This window comes from Streptomyces sp. WI03-4A (assembly GCF_033792105.1).
Taxonomy (GTDB): domain Bacteria; phylum Actinomycetota; class Actinomycetes; order Streptomycetales; family Streptomycetaceae; genus Streptomyces; species Streptomyces collinus_A.
The window spans coordinates 108,143-124,826 of the sequence record NZ_JARAUO010000010.1; the positions used below are offsets into that span (position 1 = coordinate 108,143).

The window sequence follows — 16,684 nt, forward strand, 5'->3', positions numbered from 1 at the left end:
CTGGAGCGTGACCGTATGACCGTGCCCACAGGCGTGCCCGAGGGCGGGCCCCGGCCCGCCGCCACCCCGACCTTCCGGTGGCGCCGCGAGGACACCGTCCGGACGGCCGGCCTCCTCGCCGTGATCGTCGCCCTGCACGTGGTCGCGTTCGGGATCCTGTTCCTGCTCGTGATTCCGCGTCACTACGAGGTCGGCACCAAGGCGTTCGGGATCGGACTGGGCGTCACCGCGTACACGCTCGGCATGCGGCACGCCTTCGACGCGGACCATATAGCCGCGATCGACAACACCACCCGCAAGCTGATGGCCGACGGCAAGCGGCCGGTGTCGGTCGGCTTCTGGTTCGCGCTCGGCCACTCCAGCGTGGTGGTCCTCATGGCCGCGCTGGTCGCGGGCGGCGCCAAGCTCGCCGGCACCCTGATGAACGACGGCTCCCGGACCCACCAGGTCCTCGGCACCGTGGGCACGACGGTCTCCGGCTCCTTCCTGTACCTGATCGCCGCGCTCAACCTCGTGGCCCTGGTGGGCATCCTGCGGGTCTTCAGGGCGATGCGGTCCGGGCACTACGACGAGGCGGCGCTGGAGGCCCACCTCGACTCGCGGGGTTTCATGAACCGGCTGCTCGGCCGGCTCACCCGGTCCATCCGCCGGCCCGGCCAGATGTTCCCGCTCGGCTTCCTCTTCGGCATCGGCTTCGACACGACGACGGAGGTCCTGCTCCTCGCCCTGGCCGGCAACGGGGCCGCCGCCGGGCTGCCGTGGTACGCGGTGCTGTGCCTGCCGTTGCTGTTCGCGGCCGGCATGAGCCTGTTCGACACCCTCGACGGGACGTTCATGAACTTCGCGTACCAGTGGGCGTTCTCCAACCCGGTGCGCAAGGTCTTCTACAACCTCACCATCACCGGCCTGTCCATCGCGGTCGCCTTCTTCGTCGGCACCATCGAGCTGGTCGGCGTCCTGCACGACAAGCTCGGCCTGGACGACGGGGTCACCGGCTGGATAGCGGGGTTGGACCTGGACAACGTCGGCTACGTCATCGTCGGCCTGTTCGTGGTCGTCTGGGCCGTGGCCGTCGGCTACTGGCGGCTGGCCAAGGTCGAGGAGCGCTGGACGGCTCGCGCCGCCGACACCGGCTGACGTCCCCGTACCCCTCCAACACCTCCGCCCGTCAACACCCGTGCCCGCCAACACCCATGCCCGTACGCGCCCGCACCCCTACCCGCCCACACCCGTACAGGCCGAGCCCCGGGCCGGCGTGCGCGTCCGGCCCGGGGCCTGCCCTCCGGCGCGGCCGAAGGAGGCGCGGGGGAGGGGCGGGGAGGGGGAGGGGACAGGGGGAGACGGCTCAGCGGATGTCGATCTTGTAGATGCTGTCCTGGGCAGGGCCCTTGCTGGTCCCCAGCCACAATTGGTTCGCGCCCGGCACCTTGGCCAGTGCCCGGAGGCGGCCGTAGGCGCCGCTGTAGTAGGACGTCGCCGTCCCGACCGCCTGGCCGGTGGCGTCGATCGGCAGCCGCCACAGCCGCGCGCCGCGCAGCGTGGAGACGTAGATGACGTCGTTGACGATCGCGACCTGCGAGGGGACGCCTCCCGCCTCCGGCTTCCAGACCGACTTGGGGTTCTTCATGCCCGCGTGGGAGCAGGCGCCCTCGCAGGCCGGCCAGCCGTAGTTGCCGCCCTTCTCGACGAGGTTCAGCTCGTCCCACTTGGCGCCGCCGATCTCGCTCTCCCACAGCCGGCCCCGGGAGTCCCACGCGAGGCCCTCCGCGTTGCGGTGGCCGTAGCTGTACACCCGGTTGCCGAAGGGGTTGCCGGGTGCCGCGGCCCCGGTCCTGGTGATGCGCAGGATCTTGCCGTTGAGCGAGTTCTTGTTCTGCGAGGTCGTCTCGTCCAGGGCGTCGCCGGTGGTCACGTACAGGAATCCGTCGGGCCCGAAGGCGATGCCGCCGCCGTTGTGGTCCCCGTGGAACTTGATGCCGCCGAGCACGACGGTGTACCCGCTGAGCGAGGTGCCGTCGAAGCGCATCTTCGCGACCCGGGTGCCGGCGGCGGTCGTCTGCACGAAGAACACGTCCTTGTCCGTCGTGCCGTTCCAGGTCGGCGAGGTCGCCACGCCCAGCAGGCCGCCGCTCGCGGCGTTGGCGTCACCGTCGTCGGCGACGGTGTTCGGGACCTTTCCCACCTTCGTCCGGGTGCCGTCGGACCTGAGCAGCCACACCGCGGACGTGTACCGCTCGGTCACCAGCGCCTTCGCCGTCTTCGGCAGGAAGGAGATCCCCCATGGGAACGCCATCTTGTCGGTGAGGGTGCTGATGCCGGACGGCGCACCGCCCTGCCGGAGGTCGCCGGCCCCGCCGGCCCCGCCCGCGGACGCAGGCTGCGCGGCCGCGCCGGGTGCCTGGAGCAGGGCCGCGGTCAGCGCGGCGGTGACGGCGGCGGCCGCCGCGACACCCGGACGGACTCGATGCAGCACCCGATGCGCCAAACGTGACATGTCGATGCCTTTCCTGTCGTGGGGGGAGGAGACCGCGGCATTCCCCGAGCGGAGGAACGGACGGCCGGTGGCGAGCGTGAGGGGCCTGGAGTGTGCAATGCGGCTTCGCCGAGTGAGGCCTCGTGGGGAAGGGCCGGGCCGAAGCGTGGCAATGGATCTTGCACTCCTGCCAGGAGTATTGGGGCCATGTCGATGCGGCAGCCACCCGGATTGACCCATCTGCTGGGCGAGAATGGACCCTGAGGGGACAAAACCACAGCAAAGGGACCGCAAAGTGAATCCACGTCAGGTGAACCCCCTCCGCTGAGGCAACATCTTGGTGAACGGCGAGCGCCGCGCGGTCCGGACGCCGGTGCCGCCACAGCCCGGACGGGGTGAGGGACGTGGTGGAGCCGAGGATTGCCGTGGCCGTGGTGACCATGGGCAACCGGCCCGCCGAGGTCGACGCCCTGCTGGAGTCCGTGGCCAAGCAGGACGTCGCGCCCGCCCGGATCGTGATCGTCGGCAACGGCTGCCGGCTGCCCGAGTTCGCCCACCGGCTGTCCCTGCCGGGCGAGGTCACCACCATCGACGTCGAGGAGAACCTGGGCTGCCCGGGCGGGCGCAACGTGGCCCTGGCCCGGCTCCGCGCGTACGGCGACGTCGACGTCGTGGTCGAGCTGGACGACGACGGACTGCTCGCCGACGCCGACGTGCTGCGCCGGGTGCGCGACCTGTACGCCGCCGACCCGCGCCTCGGCATCGTCGGCTTCCGGATCGCCGACGAGCACGGCGAGACCCAGCAACGGCACGTGCCACGGGTCGGCAAGTCCGATCCGCTGCGCGGCGGTTACGTCACCTGCTTCCTCGGCGGCGGCCACGCCTTCCGCATGGCGATGCTGGCCGAGACCGGGGACTGGCCCGCCGAGTTCTTCTTCGCGCACGAGGAGACCGACCTCGCCTGGCGGGCCGCCGACGCCGACTGGAAGATCCTCTACGCCCCCGAGCTGCTCCTGCGGCACCCCAGGACCTCGCCGGCCCGGCACGCGATCTACTACCGCGTCAACGCCCGCAACCGGGTCTGGCTCGCGCGGCGCCGGCTGCCCCTGCCGCTGATTCCGGTGCACCTCGGCGTGTGGCTGCTGCTCACCCTCGCCCGCACCCGGTCCACGGCCGGACTGCGGTCCTGGTTCGGCGGGTTCGCCGAGGGACTGCGGGAGCCGGCGGGCGAGCGGCGGCCCATGCGCTGGCGGATGGTGTGGCGGCTGACCCGGCTCGGGCGGCCGCCCGTCATCTGAGCGGACGGCGGGGCGAGCGGGGCGCGGGTACGCGACTGGCGACCGGGACGCGGATACGGGACAGGACCCCGGTCGTTCACCTCCGACGACCGGGGCCCTACTACGTCCCCGGACCTGGCCTGCGGCGACACTCCCCCGAGTTACGCGTCTTGACGCGCGCGCCGTCGGGCCGGATCCGATGAAAGGATCACATCAGGGCTCACCAACGGATCGCTAACATGTGGCCAACGGTTCGTCCGCAGGTCGTGGACCGGGTGGCCGGAAGTCGCCGAACGGCGGGGGACGGCAGCCGGAACCCTAACGGAATCCGGTCGCGACCGGCAGAGGCACGGTGGCGGGAAACTGTGGTGGACGGGGCGGAATTCCGCCAGGGAACGCAAGGAACGGCGGGTGGACACCCGCCGCGCGGCGCGGTCGCGGGAGACCGCGCGGGAAGGCAGTGGGCGGCGTGATGCGGCGGTACGAGCTGCGGTTCGGACTGCTGGGACCGCCCGTTCTGTACGACCGACAGCCGTACGGTATTTCGTACGACGCCTCCGGCGCCGGTGTCCCCGGGAACACTCCGGACGGCGCCCCCGACGCCACCTCGGACAACGCGGACGGCGCGGACAACACTCCTGACAACAGCGTGCGGGCCATCGGCAGCCCCAAGGTCCGCGCCCTGCTCGTCGCGCTGCTGCTCGAGGCGGGCCGGGTGGTGTCCGTCGAGTCGCTGAAGGACGCCCTCTGGGCAGGGGCACCGCCGGTCTCCGCGCAGGCGTCGCTGCACAACCACGTCACCCGGCTGCGCCGGCTTCTGGACGACCCCGAGCGGCTCAGGGCCGTCGCCCCCGGCTATCTGCTGCGGGTCGACGACGGCGAGCTGGACGTGCACGTGTTCGAAGCCCGGGTGGCCGAGGCGCGCGCCGCGCACGCCCGGAGCGACTGGGCGGGAGTCATGCGCCCCTGTACGGCCGCACTGTCGCTCTGGCGCGGCACACCGCTCAGCGGGCTTCCCGCCGACTTCGGCGGCTACGCCTTCGTACAGCGCCTGGAGGAGGCGCGGCGGCTCCTGCTGGAGTGGCGCTACGACGCCGAACTCGCCCTCGGCGGGGCCAGAGTGGCCGCGCTCGTCCCGGAGCTGGCGGCCCTGGTGGCCGAGCATCCGCTGCGCGAGGCGTACCACCGTCAGCTGATGCTCGCCCTGCACCGCACCGGCCGTCAGGCCGAGGCCCTGGCCGTCCACCGTGATCTGCGGGCCCGCCTGGTCGACGAACTCGGCATCGAGCCCGGAGCCGCGGTCCGCCAGGCCCATGTGGAGGTGCTGCGCGGCTCCTCCGACACGCCTGCGGTCCCGGCGGCGCGCACCGGGGGCGCGGTGCCGCCCCGCCGCGTGTCGACTGAGGCAGCCGCCGGGGTGACCGCCGGTGGGACGCCGGCCGTCGGGCCGGCGGACGGTGGGGCGTTGGTCTGGGCGGCGTTGGCCAGTGGTGCGTTGGCCAGTGGGCCGGCGGTCGGCGGACCGGTCGCCACCGCGACGATCCTCAGGAGCACCGCCGCGCCCGGTGAGGGGCGCCCGGGCGAGCCGGCGGTCCGCGACGCAGCCGCGCCCGAGTCCGCAGCCGCGCTCACGCCCGAGTCCGCGCCTGAGGCCACCGGCGGTGGGGCGGCCCGCACGGCCGAGGTCCCGGTGCCACCCGCCTCCGGGACGGCAGTTCCGCGTACCCCTGCGCCCGCTCAACTGCCCCCACCACCGGCCAACTTCACCGGGCGGGCGGCCGAGCACCGGGAGCTGCACGAGAGCCTGGCCGAACGGCGGAGCCGGCTCGCGGTGATCAGCGGCATGGCCGGTGTCGGCAAGAGCGCCCTCGCCCTGCACGTGGCCCACGGGCTGCGGGAACGCTTCCCGGACGGCCAGCTGTACGTCAACCTGCACGGCGCCGCTCCCGGCACGGGCCCGCTGACCTCGGCACAGGCGCTCTCCGCCCTGCTGCGGGACCTCGGCGCCGAGCCCCGCACCATCCCCGAACACCCCGACGCGGCAGCCGCGTTGCTCCGCTCGCTGCTCGCCCCCGCCCGCGTCCTGCTGGTGCTGGACGACGCCGCGAGCGCGGCCCAGGTGCGCCCGTTGCTGCCGGCCGGGCCCGGCTGCGCCGTGATCGTCACCAGCCGCTCGCCGCTGACCGCCCTCGACGGCGCCCGGCGTCTGCCGCTCGGCCCGCTGACCGGCGAGGACAGCGCGGCGCTGCTCCGGGCCGTGAGCGGCCGTGCGGGACTCGACGCCGGTCACGCGCTGGTCGAGCTGACCGGCAGGCTTCCGCTGGCGCTGCGGGTCGTCGCCGCCCGGCTGGCCGCCCGCAGGGCGCTCACCCCGGACGTGCTGGCCGGGCAACTCGCCGCCACCGGGAGCCGGCTGCACCACCTGGAGTACGACGACCTGAGCGTCCGCCGCTCCCTCGCGGTGGCGCACGACGCGCTCGCCGCCGCCGACCGCGAGGCCGACCGGGACGCGGCCCTCGTGCTGCGCCGCATCGGAGCCCTCGACCTGCCCAGTTACAGTGCCCCGCTGATCGCCCGCCTGACCGGTACCGACGCGCGCCGCGCCGAGGCCGCGCTGGACCGGCTGGTCGACGTGGCCCTGCTGGAGGAGACGGCGTTCGGCCGTTACGCCCCGCACGACCTGGTGCGCGACTTCGCCCGGGAACTGGCGGACGCCGACGCCCGCCCCGGCACGGCCGCCGACGGGGATGCGGGCAGGGCACCCGGCTCCGGTGACCGCCGCACGAGCCCCGACCGCCGCACCGGCGTCGACCGGCGCAGGGGAACCGGCCGGCGCAGAGGCGACGACCGCCGCTCGGACACCGGAAGTCCCACGGACCAGGACAACCGCACGGACATCGGCAGTCCCACCGGTCAGGACCGCCGCACAGGCACCTCCATGCCCACCCTCACCTCTACGCCCACGGCCGGTGCCACCACTGCCCCCGCCACTGCCGCCGACACCGACCTGGCCGCCCTCCGCTGGTACGCGGCGGCCGCCGAGTGCGTGCTCACCGCCATCGTGGAGCCCGGCCTCGACCAGGAGGACCGCCGACGGCCCACCGCCGCGCAGCCCGCCGGGCACGCCGCCGACGTCGTGGCGCTGGGCACCTTCGAGTCCGCGGAGGTGGCCTTCGCCTGGGGTGACGTGGAACTGGAGAACATCGTCGCGCTGGTGGAGCGCAACGCGGACGGCGCCGACGAGCGGCGGACCGCCCACCTCTCCCTCCTGGTCCGGCTGTTCTTCCCGTACGTGCAGCGCAGCGGGCGGGTCGCCGAGATGGAGGTGCTGGGCCGGGCCGGGCTCGGTGCGGCGCGGCGGCTGGGGGACGCGGCGGCCGAGGCGTACGCCCTGGGCGACCTCTCGGGCCTGCACTTCCTGACCGGGCGGCAGAACGACGCCCTCGCCCTCACCGACCAGGCCCTCGCGATCTGGCGGCGGCTGGGCGCGGCCTCCAGGATCCGGCGCTGCCTGAACAACCGCGGGCTGCTGCTGGAGGGACTCGGCCGGTTCGAGGAGTCCGGCGAGGCGCTGCTGCAGAGCCTCGGCTACTCCCGGCAGCTGAACGACCCCTACGGGGAGGCGGTCACTCGCAGCCACCTCGGCAACCTCTACGAGCACACCGATCCCCGGGCCGCGATCGAGCAGCACCGGCGCTCGCTGGCGATCGGGGACGCCCTGGGCGCGGTCATCGTGCAGCACTCGGCGCACTGCAACATCGGCTACGCCCACCTCACCCTGGGCGAACCGGCGGCCGCCGCCGGGCACTTCGAGGAGAGCCTGCGCATCCTCGGCGGGCACGGCGACTGGCACGGCGAGTCGCAGACGCGGCTCGGACTGGTCCGGGCGCTGCGGCGGCTGGGCGACGGCGAGCGGGCCGCGCGCGAGTGCGCCGAGCTGCTGAGCCGGGCCGACGCCCGCGCCGACCGTTACATGGGCGGTCTCGCCCGCCACCAGCACGGTCTGCTGCTGCGCGAAGAGGGGCGGCGCCCGGAGGCGCGCGACGTCTGGCGCGCGGCCCTCGCGGCCCTGGACGGCACGGACGAGCAGACGGTGATGGAGGAGCTGCGGGAGCTGCTGGCCGAGGGATCGGGCCGGTGACGGGCGTTCACTTGGCGTCGGCGTAGCACTCCACCACCGCCGTGGTGAACGGGAAGCGCACCGGGGTCTCGCCGAAGGTCAGCCGTGCGGCGAGGCCTGAGGCATCCTCGATGGCCCGGACGACGGTGTCGGCCTCCTCGGCGGGACAGTGCACGATCACCTCGTCGTGCTGGAAGAACACCAGTTCGGCCCGGAGTTCCGCGCAGGTCCGGCGGAGGGCGGCGAGCAGCAGCAGGGCCCAGTCGGCGGCGCTGCCCTGGACCACGAAGTTCCGTGCGAAGCGGCCCCGGGCGCGGGAGTCGGTGGAGGCGTAGCCGGGGAGCCAGGTGGATCCGTCGGGGTCGTCGTCGCCGACGGGGATGCCCGCCTCCTCCGCCGTGTCCTCGCCGGTCCTCGCGGCGGGCGGGCAGGTGCGGCCCAGCCAGGTGCGCACGAGCCGGCCCTCCTCGCCGGCCCGCGCGGCGTCGTCCACGTAGGCCACCGCCCGGGGGAAGCGGCGGCGCAGCGCCGCCAGGTTCTTCAGGCCGTCGCCCGAGGTCTGGCCGTAGACGGCGCCGAGCACGGCGAGTTTGGCCTGGTCGCGGTCGCCGGAGAAGGCCCGGTCGGAGACGGACTGATAGAGGTCGTCGGCGCGGCCGGCCACCTCCATCAGACCGGGGTCGCGGGAGATGGCCGCGAGGACGCGCGGCTCCATCTGGTCGGCGTCGGCCACGACGAGGCGCCAGCCGGGGTCGGCGACCACGGCCCGCCGGATCACCTTGGGGATCTGCAGCGCGCCCCCGCCGTTGGTCACCCAGCGCCCGGTGACCGTGCCGCCGGCGAGGAACTCGGGCCGGAAGCGGCCGTCGCGGACCCAGTCCTGGAGCCAGGACCAGCCGTGCGCCACCCAGATGCGGTACAGCTTCTTGTACTCCAGCAGGGGCGCGACGGCGGGGTGGTCGACCGAGGCGATCTCGCGGCGGCGGGTGGACCGCACCTTGATACCGGCTTGGGCGAAGGCTTTTATGACGTCGGCGGGCAGGTCGGGCCGGACCCGGCGGCCGAAGGCGGCGGACACCTCGTCGGCGAGCTCGGCCAGGCGGCGCGGTTCGCCGCCGCCCGCGTACCGCTCGCCGAGCAGTTCGTGCAGCAGGCCGCGGTGGACCTCGGCGCTCCAGGGCAGGCCGGAGCGGTTCATCTCGGCGGCCACCAGCATCCCGGCCGACTCCGCCGCGGTCAGCAGCCGCATCCGGCCGGGGTGGGCGGTTTTCTCGTGCCGCCGCTGCTGGTCGGCGTAGACCGCGAGCAGGTCCGCCAGCGGCAGCCGGGTGGCGGCCGGCTCGAAGAGCGGGGACTGGGCGCCCGGCTCGGCCGGGCGCTGCGGCGGGTCGGGCGGTACGGGGCCGCCGCGGAGGCGGGCCAGGGCGGCGGCGGCCGAGCGCGGCTCGCCGTGTCTGCCCTCGTGGCCCAGCAGCAGGGTCTCGGCGTCCTCGATGTCGTAGCACCGCTCCACTCGCACCCCCGTGGCGAGCAGCAGCGGGTAGACCTCGGCGGTCGACCGCCACACCCAGCGCGTCACCTCCGGACGGCTCCGCACCGCCCCGGCGGGATCGCTCTCCCGCCGCACCGGACCGGCGGGCAGCCCGTCCGGGCCGAGGGGGGCGACGTCCACGCCACCGTCCTCGGCCGGCGCGAGAGCCCACCGGTCGGTCATGTCCGCGAGTGTGGCAGGCACCTCTGACAACGGCCCTCCGGGCGTTGGCCCGCCGAGGGACGCCCGCCAAGGGACGCCCGCTGCGGAAGGTCCGCTGTGGAACGCCCTCCGAGCGAGGGCCCTCTGGCGACGGCCTCGGCCCGCGAGCCCACCGGGGCCGGTCCGGCGCGACGGTCGGTCCGGTGCGACGGTCGGTCCGGTGCGACGGTCGGTCCGGTGCGCGGGCCAGTCCGGTGCGCGCCGGTCAGTCCGACGTGTCCTCCGCCGCGTCGCCCTTCGCCCGCTTCTGGTCGAGCACGGCGGCCAGCACCCGGTCGACGAAGGTCTCCGTCGCCTCCTTGGTGAGGCCGAGCCCGCTGAGGACGCCCTCGCCGTTCTCGTGCTCCAGCAGGGCCAGCAGCAGGTGTTCGGTGCCGATGTAGTTGTGGCCGAGCCGGAGGGCCTCGCGGAAGGTGAGCTCCAGGACCTTCTTGGCCTCCGGGCCGTAGGGGACCAGTTCGGGCGCGTCCTGCGCGGCAGGCGGGAGCGCGGCGGTCGCGGCCTCGCGCACGGAGTCCAGCAGGACGCCCTGCGTGGTGATCGCCTTGGCGGCCAGGCCGTCCGGCTCGGCCAGCAGCCCGAGGACCAGGTGCTCGGGCCGGCCCTCCGCGCTGCGGGCCGCGACGGCCTCGTTGTGGGCGGCCATGACCACGTTCCGCGCGCGCGGGGTGTAGCGGTTGAAGCCCTGGCTGAGGTCGAGGTCGGCCGACTCCTTGGGCACGAATCGCTTCTGCGCCGCCTGCCGGGTGACGCCCATGCTCCGCCCGATGTCGGTCCAGGACGCGCCCGAGCGGCGGGCCTGGTCCACGAAGTGGCCGATCAGGTGGTCGGCCACGTCGCCGAGGTGATCGGCGGCGATCACCGCGTCCTGGAGCTGCTCCAGGGGTTCGATGTGAGCCTTCTTGATGGCCTCGATGAGGTCGTCGAGGCGTACGGATGCCGTGATCTTCGGTTGGTTCGCCATGTGTCAACCGTAGGTTGCCTCATGGCGCACTGTCAACTGATGGTTGACAGTGCGTTTCCCGGGCCCGGCCGCGCTTTCCCGCGCCCCCGCCGGTTGTCCACAGGGTGTGGACGGTCTCCGGAGCTGCGGCCCGACCGGGGTCCCTGTCGGTGCCGCGTGGCACGATCGAGAGCGTGACCAGCACCCCCAGCACCGTGGAGCGCGCCTTCCGGGCCGCCCTGTACGACGACACCGACGCCGGGCTCGACACGGGCGCCTCCCTGCTCGCGGCCGACCCCGCTTCGGACGGCGAACTCGCGCGCCGGGGCGAGGAGTTCATGGCAGCGGCCTGGCAGCGCGGCTGGCAGCCCGCCGACGTCGTACGGCTCGTCCGGCGGGAACTGGAGGACGTCCACGTGGGGCTGGCCGCCGGACTGATCCGGGCCCAGGCCGGACGGGACCGCCCGCGCGGACACCGCTGGGCCGCCCAGCTCGACGCGCTGCCGCCGGACCCCCCGCGCCCGGCCGACCGCTTCTCGCACGCCACCGCCGTCCTCCAGCTCCACCGCCTGCTGCTGCGCCTGCCCACCCTGGAACCCCTCGACGAGCCCCGCCGCGCGCACGGACCCGCCGCCAGCCGCATGCTCACCCGTATCCGCGCCCTGCTCGCCAAGGCCGAGGCGACCGACTACCCGGACGAGGCGGAGGCGCTGAGCGCCAAGGCGCAGGAACTGATGGCCCGGCACAGCGTCGACGAGGCACTGCTCGCCGCGGCCGTCCCCGCCGCGGACGCGCCCGGCGCCTGCCGCATAGGGGTCGAGCCGCCGTACGAGCAGGCCAAGGCGGTGCTGCTGGACGCGGTCGCCACCGCCAACCACTGCCGGGCGGTGTGGAACGAGCCGCTGGGCTTCTCCACGGTCGTCGGCTTCGATGCGGACCTCGAGTCGGTCGAGCTGCTCTACACCTCGCTGCTGGTGCAGGCCACGCACGCGATGGCCCGGGCCGAGGCCGCCCAGCGGGCCGGCGGCCGCAAGCGCACCAAGACCTTCCGCCAGTCGTTCCTCGCGGCCTACGCCCACCGCGTCGGCGACCGGCTCGCGGCCGTCGCCGAGACGCAGGTGACGCGGGACCTGCTGCCGGTCCTGGCCACCCGCGAGGTCGCCGTCACCGACCGGCTGGAGCGCATGTTCCCGCAGACCACCACGGCCCGGCTGCGGGGCGTGAGCGACGCGGCCGGCTGGACGGAGGGCGCGGCCGCGGCGGACCGCGCCCAGGTCAGGGCGCGGCCGCGGCTCGGCTGAGGTGCCTCAGTCCCCGGCCTGCTGGAAGGCGCCGACGGAGGCGTTCGGGTCGCTCTGGCCGGTCCGGCCGGCGATCGGCCCGTACTTCCAGGGGATGACCTGGGCGGTGTCGCTCCCGGGCAGCGTCACGGCCATCGACGCGGCCTTCAGGCTCTTGGCGTCGCCGTCCGCGCCGCGCACGTAGGTGACGGTGAAGGTCGCGGAGTCGCCCTTGGCGAGCTTCAGCTTCTGCGCCTTGGCCCCCTGCTGGGGCTTCAGGACGACCGAGGGCCCGCCGGTCCGCTCGACCTTGACGTGCGGGAAGCCCTCCAGGGTGCAGGGCGCGCTCTGGTTGGTCATGCTGATGACCACCTGGCCGGTGTCCCCGGCCGCGGGCGCCTCGCTCGTGGAGCTGCCGGCCTGCACGGAGACCTTGCCGACCGCGCAGCCGGACCCGGACTTGCTCTTGGCGCCGTCGCTGCTGCCCCCGCCGCCGCAGGCGGTCAGGGCGAGGGCGGCGGTGAGAGCGGTGACAGTGAGCCGAATGGCGCGCATGTGCTGTTCCCCATCGAGGTCGTGGCGGTCTCCCCGCATCATGGCGCCTGCCCGGGGGGCGCGGTCACGCACCCCTCGGGAATTCACTGCTTCAGGGCAGTCGGAAGCCCGGACGGGAGCTTGCCGCCCTCGGCCTTGGTGTAGGTTTCCTGGCCGAGCTCGCCGGACCAGGTCACCTTCATGCCGTCCCCGCTGACGGAGTCGACCATGCCGGTGACCCGGTCCTTGCTGCCGTCGGTGCACGTCAGATGGATCATCTGCATGCCCGCCTCGGTGCCCGCGGCGCCGCTGCACACGGTCCCGCCGGTGGCGAAGAGACCGGCCTGCTTCCCGGTGATCACCAGGGCGACGACCGTGCCCTTGCTGGTGGTGATCCAGCTGCCCTGGAGCTTGCCCGAGGAGCCCGTCACCGCACCGGAGCCGGCGGAAGCGGTGGCCGCCGGGGTCCCGCTCGTGGTCGCGGAGGAGTCGTCGCCGGAGTCGCCTCCGCTGCATCCGGTCAGCGCGAGCGCGCCCACCAGGCCCGCGGTCGCGGCCGCCGCCCGCACCCTTGCAGTCGCCGTATTCACGTCAAGCTCCCGAGTTCCAGCGAGCCGGCCGCCCCGGGGCCGTCGGCCCGTATCCGGAGGGCACCCCCCGGGACGGGGGGACCGCAGCAAGTTACCAGCCGTCACCCGGGGGACTTCCGGACACCGGGCGGGAATCCACGCCGGGCCCGGACGTGTCCCGCTCGGCGGGTCCGCGTGGGCCTGGTCCAGCAGGCGGATCACCATGGGTAGGAGATCTCCTACGGTTGACGCGTAGGGAATCTCCTACCTAATCTGGGCGCATGACCATCACGCACGCCTCGTTCGTCACGCTCCCCGTCTCCGACCAGGACCGCGCCCTGCGCTTCTACACGGAGGTCCTGGGCATGGAGGTCACCGTCGACCGGGAGACGCCGCAGGGCCGCTGGCTCCAGGTGGCCCCCGAGGGCGCGCAGACCGTCTTCACGCTCTCGGGACCGGGGATGGGCGGTTTCGAGCCCGGCTCCGTCCGGGGGATCATGTTGGTCACGACCGACGTCGACGCGGACTGCGCCCGGCTCGCCGCCGCCGGGACCTCCGTGCAGGGACCGGACGCACTGCCCTGGGGGCGCATGGCGTCCTTCACGGACCCCGACGGCAACGGTCTGATGCTGCTGACGGAGAAGGAAGGCTTCTGAGCGCTCCATGAACGGGCCGGACACCGCCGCCGAGGACCGCGTCTTCGCCGCGCTCGCCAACGCCACCCGCCGTGAGGTGCTGCGGCTGCTGCGCGAACGCGGCCCGCAGCCCGTGCAGGAGCTGGCCGACCACTTCGACATGCGCCGCCCCAGCCTCTCGGAACACCTCAAGGTGCTCCGGGAGGCCGGCCTCGTCTCCGAGCGGCGCTCCGGCCGCCTGCGCATCTACCGCCTGGAGGCGGCCCCGCTCGCCGAGGTGCAGGACTGGCTCCATCCGTACGAGCGGTTCTGGCGCGAGCGGCTGCGGGGGCTCGGCGAGCTGCTGGACCGGATGCCCGACGATGAACAGCCATGACCACAGCACCCGGCGGTGACGCCGATGACCTCACCACGGTCCGCGTAGCCCAGTTCTTCCCGCACCCGCCCGCCAAGGTCTGGCGGGCCCTGACCGAGCCCGGGCTGCTGGCCCGCTGGCAGATGCCCGGCGCCGAGGAGTTCCGCCTGGAGGTCGGGCACCGGTACCGGATGACCTCGGTCCCGCGTCCCGGCAGCCGCTTCTCCGGCGTCGTCGAGGTGCGGATCCTCGCCTACGACATCGAGCGGATGCTGTCCCTCCGGTGGGAGGACGCCGATCCCGCCAATCTCGCGGAGTGGACCGTCACCTGGACCCTGGAACAGGAAGGGCGCGGTACGCGTCTGTTCCTAGTGCACGAAGGATTCGATCCGGACGATCCGGCGCAGATGATGGCACGGAAGATCATGGACGGGGGCTGGCGGGGGCGGGTGCTGCCCTCCCTCGGGCAGACGCTGGACCAGCTCGGGTAAAGCGGACGTCAAAGCTGTAATCGCGGGACCACCCCCCGTGCACGTGCATCTGCTCATGCACCTGCACATGAACAAGGTTATGATCCGGGTCAGTTGACCGCAGCATCTATGGCCACATCAGCCAGTGCACCAGGGAGCGACCTGTGGACCGCGACGTTGAGAGCGTGTACGGGGAGTACGACGTGTACAACGGCATGGCTGCCGCGCAGCTGGACGGAGTGGCCTGGCAGAAGAGCAGGCACAGCAACTCGCAGGGCTCCTGCGTGGAGTTCGCGCGGCTGCCGGGGGGTGACGTGGCCGTGCGCAACTCGCGCTTCCCGGACGGGCCGGCGCTCGTCTACACCCGCGCCGAGATCGAGGCGATGCTCCTGGGTGTCAAGGACGGGGAGTTCGATCATCTGGTGCTCGGCTGAAACGACTCAGCCGCCTCGTCGTCACCTCTGAGGGGTGTAAAGGGGCGGTAGCGGGACGAACGACGGGTGTACGCGCGTAGACGCGCGGCGTCGCTCGACGCCGCCAGGCGTCAGCCGGCCGTCCCGAGCCGGAACATCGCCCAGACCACCTTGCCGTCGAGGGTGCCGGCGAGCGGGTGCCAGCCCCAGCTGTCGGCGAAGGAGTCGACGAGGAACAGCCCCCGGCCCGACTCGGCCGAGAAGTCGTCCGAATCGCGCGGGGTGGGCGTCTCGTGGCTGGGGTCGCGCACCGCGCACACCAGCCGCCCGGTCCAGCGCATCAGGTGCAGCCGCACGGAGGACGCGTGCTCGGTGCCCACCGCGTCGGCCGGCAGCGCGTGCCGCAGGGCGTTGGTCACGAGTTCGGAGACGACGAGACATATGTCGTCGAAGCGGTCGCCGACGTCCCACTGGTCCAGGGTGCCCCGGGTGAAGCGCCGGGCCTCACGCACCGCCTCGTACCGGGCGGGCAGTGCGCAGGAGGCGGCATCGGACACGGCTGCGGGGTCCAACGGCGGAAGGCCCTGCCGTAACGGCTTGAGCATGGTCGATCCATTCGTCCCCATGCGAGGCACTCCCGGGAATTCGCGGTCGTTGCGATGCAGCGGTGGCGCGGCACCATGGTTTCGGATGGGAAGAGCAGATGCAAGGGCAGATGCACGTGCACGCGACCGAATTGAACCTGCCCGTACCGCTTCTTGGCCATTTTTTCCGCCAAGTTCGATCTCGGTTCTGCCAGAGGTCCGGACCTCTGAGGGCGGAAAACGGCCGACCTCTTTCCGTTTCCGTAACCGTACGAGTACTGCTCGAAGTGTTTTAGTGGCAGACTTCGGCCCCTGAAGACGGTTGGGGAGGCTGGCGAACGTGAGCGCGGGAGAGCCCGGATCGGTGGTGCGGCGCATGCTGCTCGGCTCGCAACTCAGGCGACTGCGTGAAGCACGGGGGATCACGCGCGAGGCTGCGGGGTACTCGATCCGCGCATCCGAGTCGAAGATCAGCCGGATGGAGCTGGGCCGGGTGAGCTTCAAGACCAGGGACGTCGAGGACCTGCTGACGCTGTACGGCATCACGGACGAGGCGGAGCGCGAGTCGCTGCTCTCGCTCGCCCGCGAGGCCAACGTGGCGGGCTGGTGGCACAGTTACACCGACGTGCTGCCCACCTGGTTCCCCACCTACGTGGGCCTGGAGGGCGCCGCCTCCCTGATCCGGGTGTACGAGGTGCAGTTCGTGCACGGCCTGCTCCAGACCGAGGAGTACGCCCGCGCGGTGGTCCGGCGCGGCATGAAAGGCGCGAGCGCGGCCGACGTGGAGCGGCGGGTCGCCCTGCGCCTGGAGCGGCAGAAGCACCTCCTCGCCGACAACGCGCCCGAGTTCCACATCGTCCTGGACGAGGCCGCCCTGCGCCGTCCCTACGGCGACCGCGACGTGATGCGCGGCCAGTTCCAGCACCTGATCGACATCTCCGAGCGCCCCAACGTGCGGCTGCAGGTGATGCCGTTCAGCTTCGGCGGCCACTCCGGCGAGAGCGGCGCCTTCACCCTGCTCAGCTTCCCCGAGTCGGACCTGTCCGACGTGGTGTACGTGGAGCAGCTGACCAGTGCCCTCTACCTCGACAAGCGCGAGGACGTCGCCCAGTACGAGCAGGCGCTCAAGGAGCTCCAGCAGGACAGCCCGGGACCGGACGAGAGCCGCGACCTGCTGCGCGGCCTGCTCCAGCTGTCCTGAGGCACGGCCCTCCCGGTGCGCCGCACGCGTCCCGGGTCATGGCCGTCTTGAGAGGACACCTTCAACTGGGTTGAAAC

General features: G+C 73.1%; 15 protein-coding genes. 9 read left to right on the plus strand and 6 right to left on the minus strand.

Annotation, left to right across the window (positions count from 1 at the left end):
- The first annotated feature begins 15 nt into the window (after positions 1-15).
- The gene (locus PV343_RS13825; protein ID WP_319147176.1) at positions 16-1,137 is read left to right on the plus strand and encodes a HoxN/HupN/NixA family nickel/cobalt transporter; all 1,122 of its coding nucleotides are present in this window, start codon (positions 16-18) and stop codon (positions 1,135-1,137) included.
- A gap of 208 nt (positions 1,138-1,345) precedes the next feature.
- On the opposite strand, the gene PV343_RS13830 is transcribed toward PV343_RS13825, so the two are convergent.
- Entirely contained in the window at positions 1,346-2,494 is a 1,149-nt protein-coding gene (locus tag PV343_RS13830) for a PQQ-dependent sugar dehydrogenase (protein ID WP_319147177.1), read from the minus strand.
- Between the two features lie 383 nt (positions 2,495-2,877).
- On the opposite strand from PV343_RS13830, the gene PV343_RS13835 reads away from it, so the two are divergent.
- Positions 2,878-3,771: a glycosyltransferase family 2 protein gene (locus PV343_RS13835; RefSeq protein ID WP_319147178.1), complete on the plus strand. Its 894-nt coding sequence runs from the start codon at positions 2,878-2,880 to the stop codon at positions 3,769-3,771.
- Between the two features lie 451 nt (positions 3,772-4,222).
- Entirely contained in the window at positions 4,223-7,891 is a 3,669-nt protein-coding gene (locus PV343_RS13840) for a BTAD domain-containing putative transcriptional regulator (RefSeq protein ID WP_319147179.1), read from the plus strand.
- A 7-nt stretch (positions 7,892-7,898) separates the two neighbouring features.
- Here PV343_RS13840 and PV343_RS13845 read toward each other — a convergent pair whose 3' ends face one another.
- Together PV343_RS13845 and PV343_RS13850 are read right to left on the minus strand one after the other, a co-directional pair.
- Entirely contained in the window at positions 7,899-9,584 is a 1,686-nt protein-coding gene (locus tag PV343_RS13845) for a bifunctional 3'-5' exonuclease/DNA polymerase (RefSeq protein ID WP_319147180.1), read from the minus strand.
- A 244-nt stretch (positions 9,585-9,828) separates the two neighbouring features.
- Positions 9,829-10,587: a Clp protease N-terminal domain-containing protein gene (locus tag PV343_RS13850; protein WP_319147181.1), complete on the minus strand. Its 759-nt coding sequence runs from the start codon at positions 10,585-10,587 to the stop codon at positions 9,829-9,831.
- A 173-nt stretch (positions 10,588-10,760) separates the two neighbouring features.
- On the opposite strand from PV343_RS13850, the gene PV343_RS13855 reads away from it, so the two are divergent.
- Positions 10,761-11,867, plus strand: coding sequence for a DUF2786 domain-containing protein (locus PV343_RS13855; RefSeq protein WP_319147182.1), 1,107 nt, complete (start codon positions 10,761-10,763; stop codon positions 11,865-11,867).
- Between the two features lie 6 nt (positions 11,868-11,873).
- On the opposite strand, the gene PV343_RS13860 is transcribed toward PV343_RS13855, so the two are convergent.
- The gene (locus tag PV343_RS13860; protein ID WP_319147183.1) at positions 11,874-12,401 is read right to left on the minus strand and encodes a DUF4232 domain-containing protein; all 528 of its coding nucleotides are present in this window, start codon (positions 12,399-12,401) and stop codon (positions 11,874-11,876) included.
- 83 nt (positions 12,402-12,484) lie between these two features.
- Positions 12,485-12,970 carry a hypothetical protein gene (locus PV343_RS13865; RefSeq protein ID WP_319147184.1) on the minus strand — a complete coding sequence of 162 codons (486 nt, stop codon included), beginning with the start codon at positions 12,968-12,970 and terminating at the stop codon, positions 12,485-12,487.
- Between the two features lie 260 nt (positions 12,971-13,230).
- Here PV343_RS13865 and PV343_RS13870 point away from each other — a divergent pair, with 260 nt between their 5' ends.
- The 4 genes from PV343_RS13870 to PV343_RS13885 all read left to right on the plus strand — a co-directional run bounded on the left by PV343_RS13870 (position 13,231) and on the right by PV343_RS13885 (position 14,843).
- The gene (locus PV343_RS13870) at positions 13,231-13,605 is read left to right on the plus strand and encodes a VOC family protein (protein WP_319147185.1); all 375 of its coding nucleotides are present in this window, start codon (positions 13,231-13,233) and stop codon (positions 13,603-13,605) included.
- Positions 13,606-13,612: 7 nt separating this feature from the next.
- A complete protein-coding gene (locus PV343_RS13875) occupies positions 13,613-13,960 on the plus strand; it encodes an ArsR/SmtB family transcription factor (RefSeq protein ID WP_319147186.1) in 348 nt (115 codons plus the stop codon).
- The gene (locus PV343_RS13880; protein ID WP_319147187.1) at positions 13,957-14,430 is read left to right on the plus strand and encodes an SRPBCC family protein; all 474 of its coding nucleotides are present in this window, start codon (positions 13,957-13,959) and stop codon (positions 14,428-14,430) included. Before PV343_RS13875 ends, PV343_RS13880 begins: the two co-directional genes overlap by 4 nt.
- Before the next feature lie 143 nt (positions 14,431-14,573).
- Positions 14,574-14,843, plus strand: coding sequence for a DUF397 domain-containing protein (locus PV343_RS13885; RefSeq protein WP_020941391.1), 270 nt, complete (start codon positions 14,574-14,576; stop codon positions 14,841-14,843).
- A 110-nt stretch (positions 14,844-14,953) separates the two neighbouring features.
- Here PV343_RS13885 and PV343_RS13890 read toward each other — a convergent pair whose 3' ends face one another.
- The gene (locus PV343_RS13890) at positions 14,954-15,427 is read right to left on the minus strand and encodes an ATP-binding protein (RefSeq protein WP_319147188.1); all 474 of its coding nucleotides are present in this window, start codon (positions 15,425-15,427) and stop codon (positions 14,954-14,956) included.
- Between the two features lie 355 nt (positions 15,428-15,782).
- Between PV343_RS13890 and PV343_RS13895 the strand changes: the two genes are divergently transcribed.
- Positions 15,783-16,607 (plus strand): helix-turn-helix domain-containing protein, encoded by an 825-nt coding sequence (locus PV343_RS13895; protein WP_052352323.1) that lies wholly within the window; start codon positions 15,783-15,785, stop codon positions 16,605-16,607.
- Positions 16,608-16,684 lie beyond the last annotated feature (77 nt).

Coding starts and splice junctions, on each gene's coding strand:
- PV343_RS13825 (WP_319147176.1), top strand. CDS start 16: ATGACCGTGCCCACAGGCGTGCCCGAGGGCGGGCCCCGGCCCGCCGCC.
- PV343_RS13830 (WP_319147177.1), bottom strand. CDS start 2,494: ATGTCACGTTTGGCGCATCGGGTGCTGCATCGAGTCCGTCCGGGTGTC.
- PV343_RS13840 (WP_319147179.1), top strand. CDS start 4,223: ATGCGGCGGTACGAGCTGCGGTTCGGACTGCTGGGACCGCCCGTTCTG.
- PV343_RS13845 (WP_319147180.1), bottom strand. CDS start 9,584: ATGACCGACCGGTGGGCTCTCGCGCCGGCCGAGGACGGTGGCGTGGAC.
- PV343_RS13850 (WP_319147181.1), bottom strand. CDS start 10,587: ATGGCGAACCAACCGAAGATCACGGCATCCGTACGCCTCGACGACCTC.
- PV343_RS13860 (WP_319147183.1), bottom strand. CDS start 12,401: ATGCGCGCCATTCGGCTCACTGTCACCGCTCTCACCGCCGCCCTCGCC.
- PV343_RS13870 (WP_319147185.1), top strand. CDS start 13,231: ATGACCATCACGCACGCCTCGTTCGTCACGCTCCCCGTCTCCGACCAG.
- PV343_RS13875 (WP_319147186.1), top strand. CDS start 13,613: ATGAACGGGCCGGACACCGCCGCCGAGGACCGCGTCTTCGCCGCGCTC.
- PV343_RS13880 (WP_319147187.1), top strand. CDS start 13,957: ATGACCACAGCACCCGGCGGTGACGCCGATGACCTCACCACGGTCCGC.
- PV343_RS13890 (WP_319147188.1), bottom strand. CDS start 15,427: ATGCTCAAGCCGTTACGGCAGGGCCTTCCGCCGTTGGACCCCGCAGCC.
- PV343_RS13895 (WP_052352323.1), top strand. CDS start 15,783: ATGCTGCTCGGCTCGCAACTCAGGCGACTGCGTGAAGCACGGGGGATC.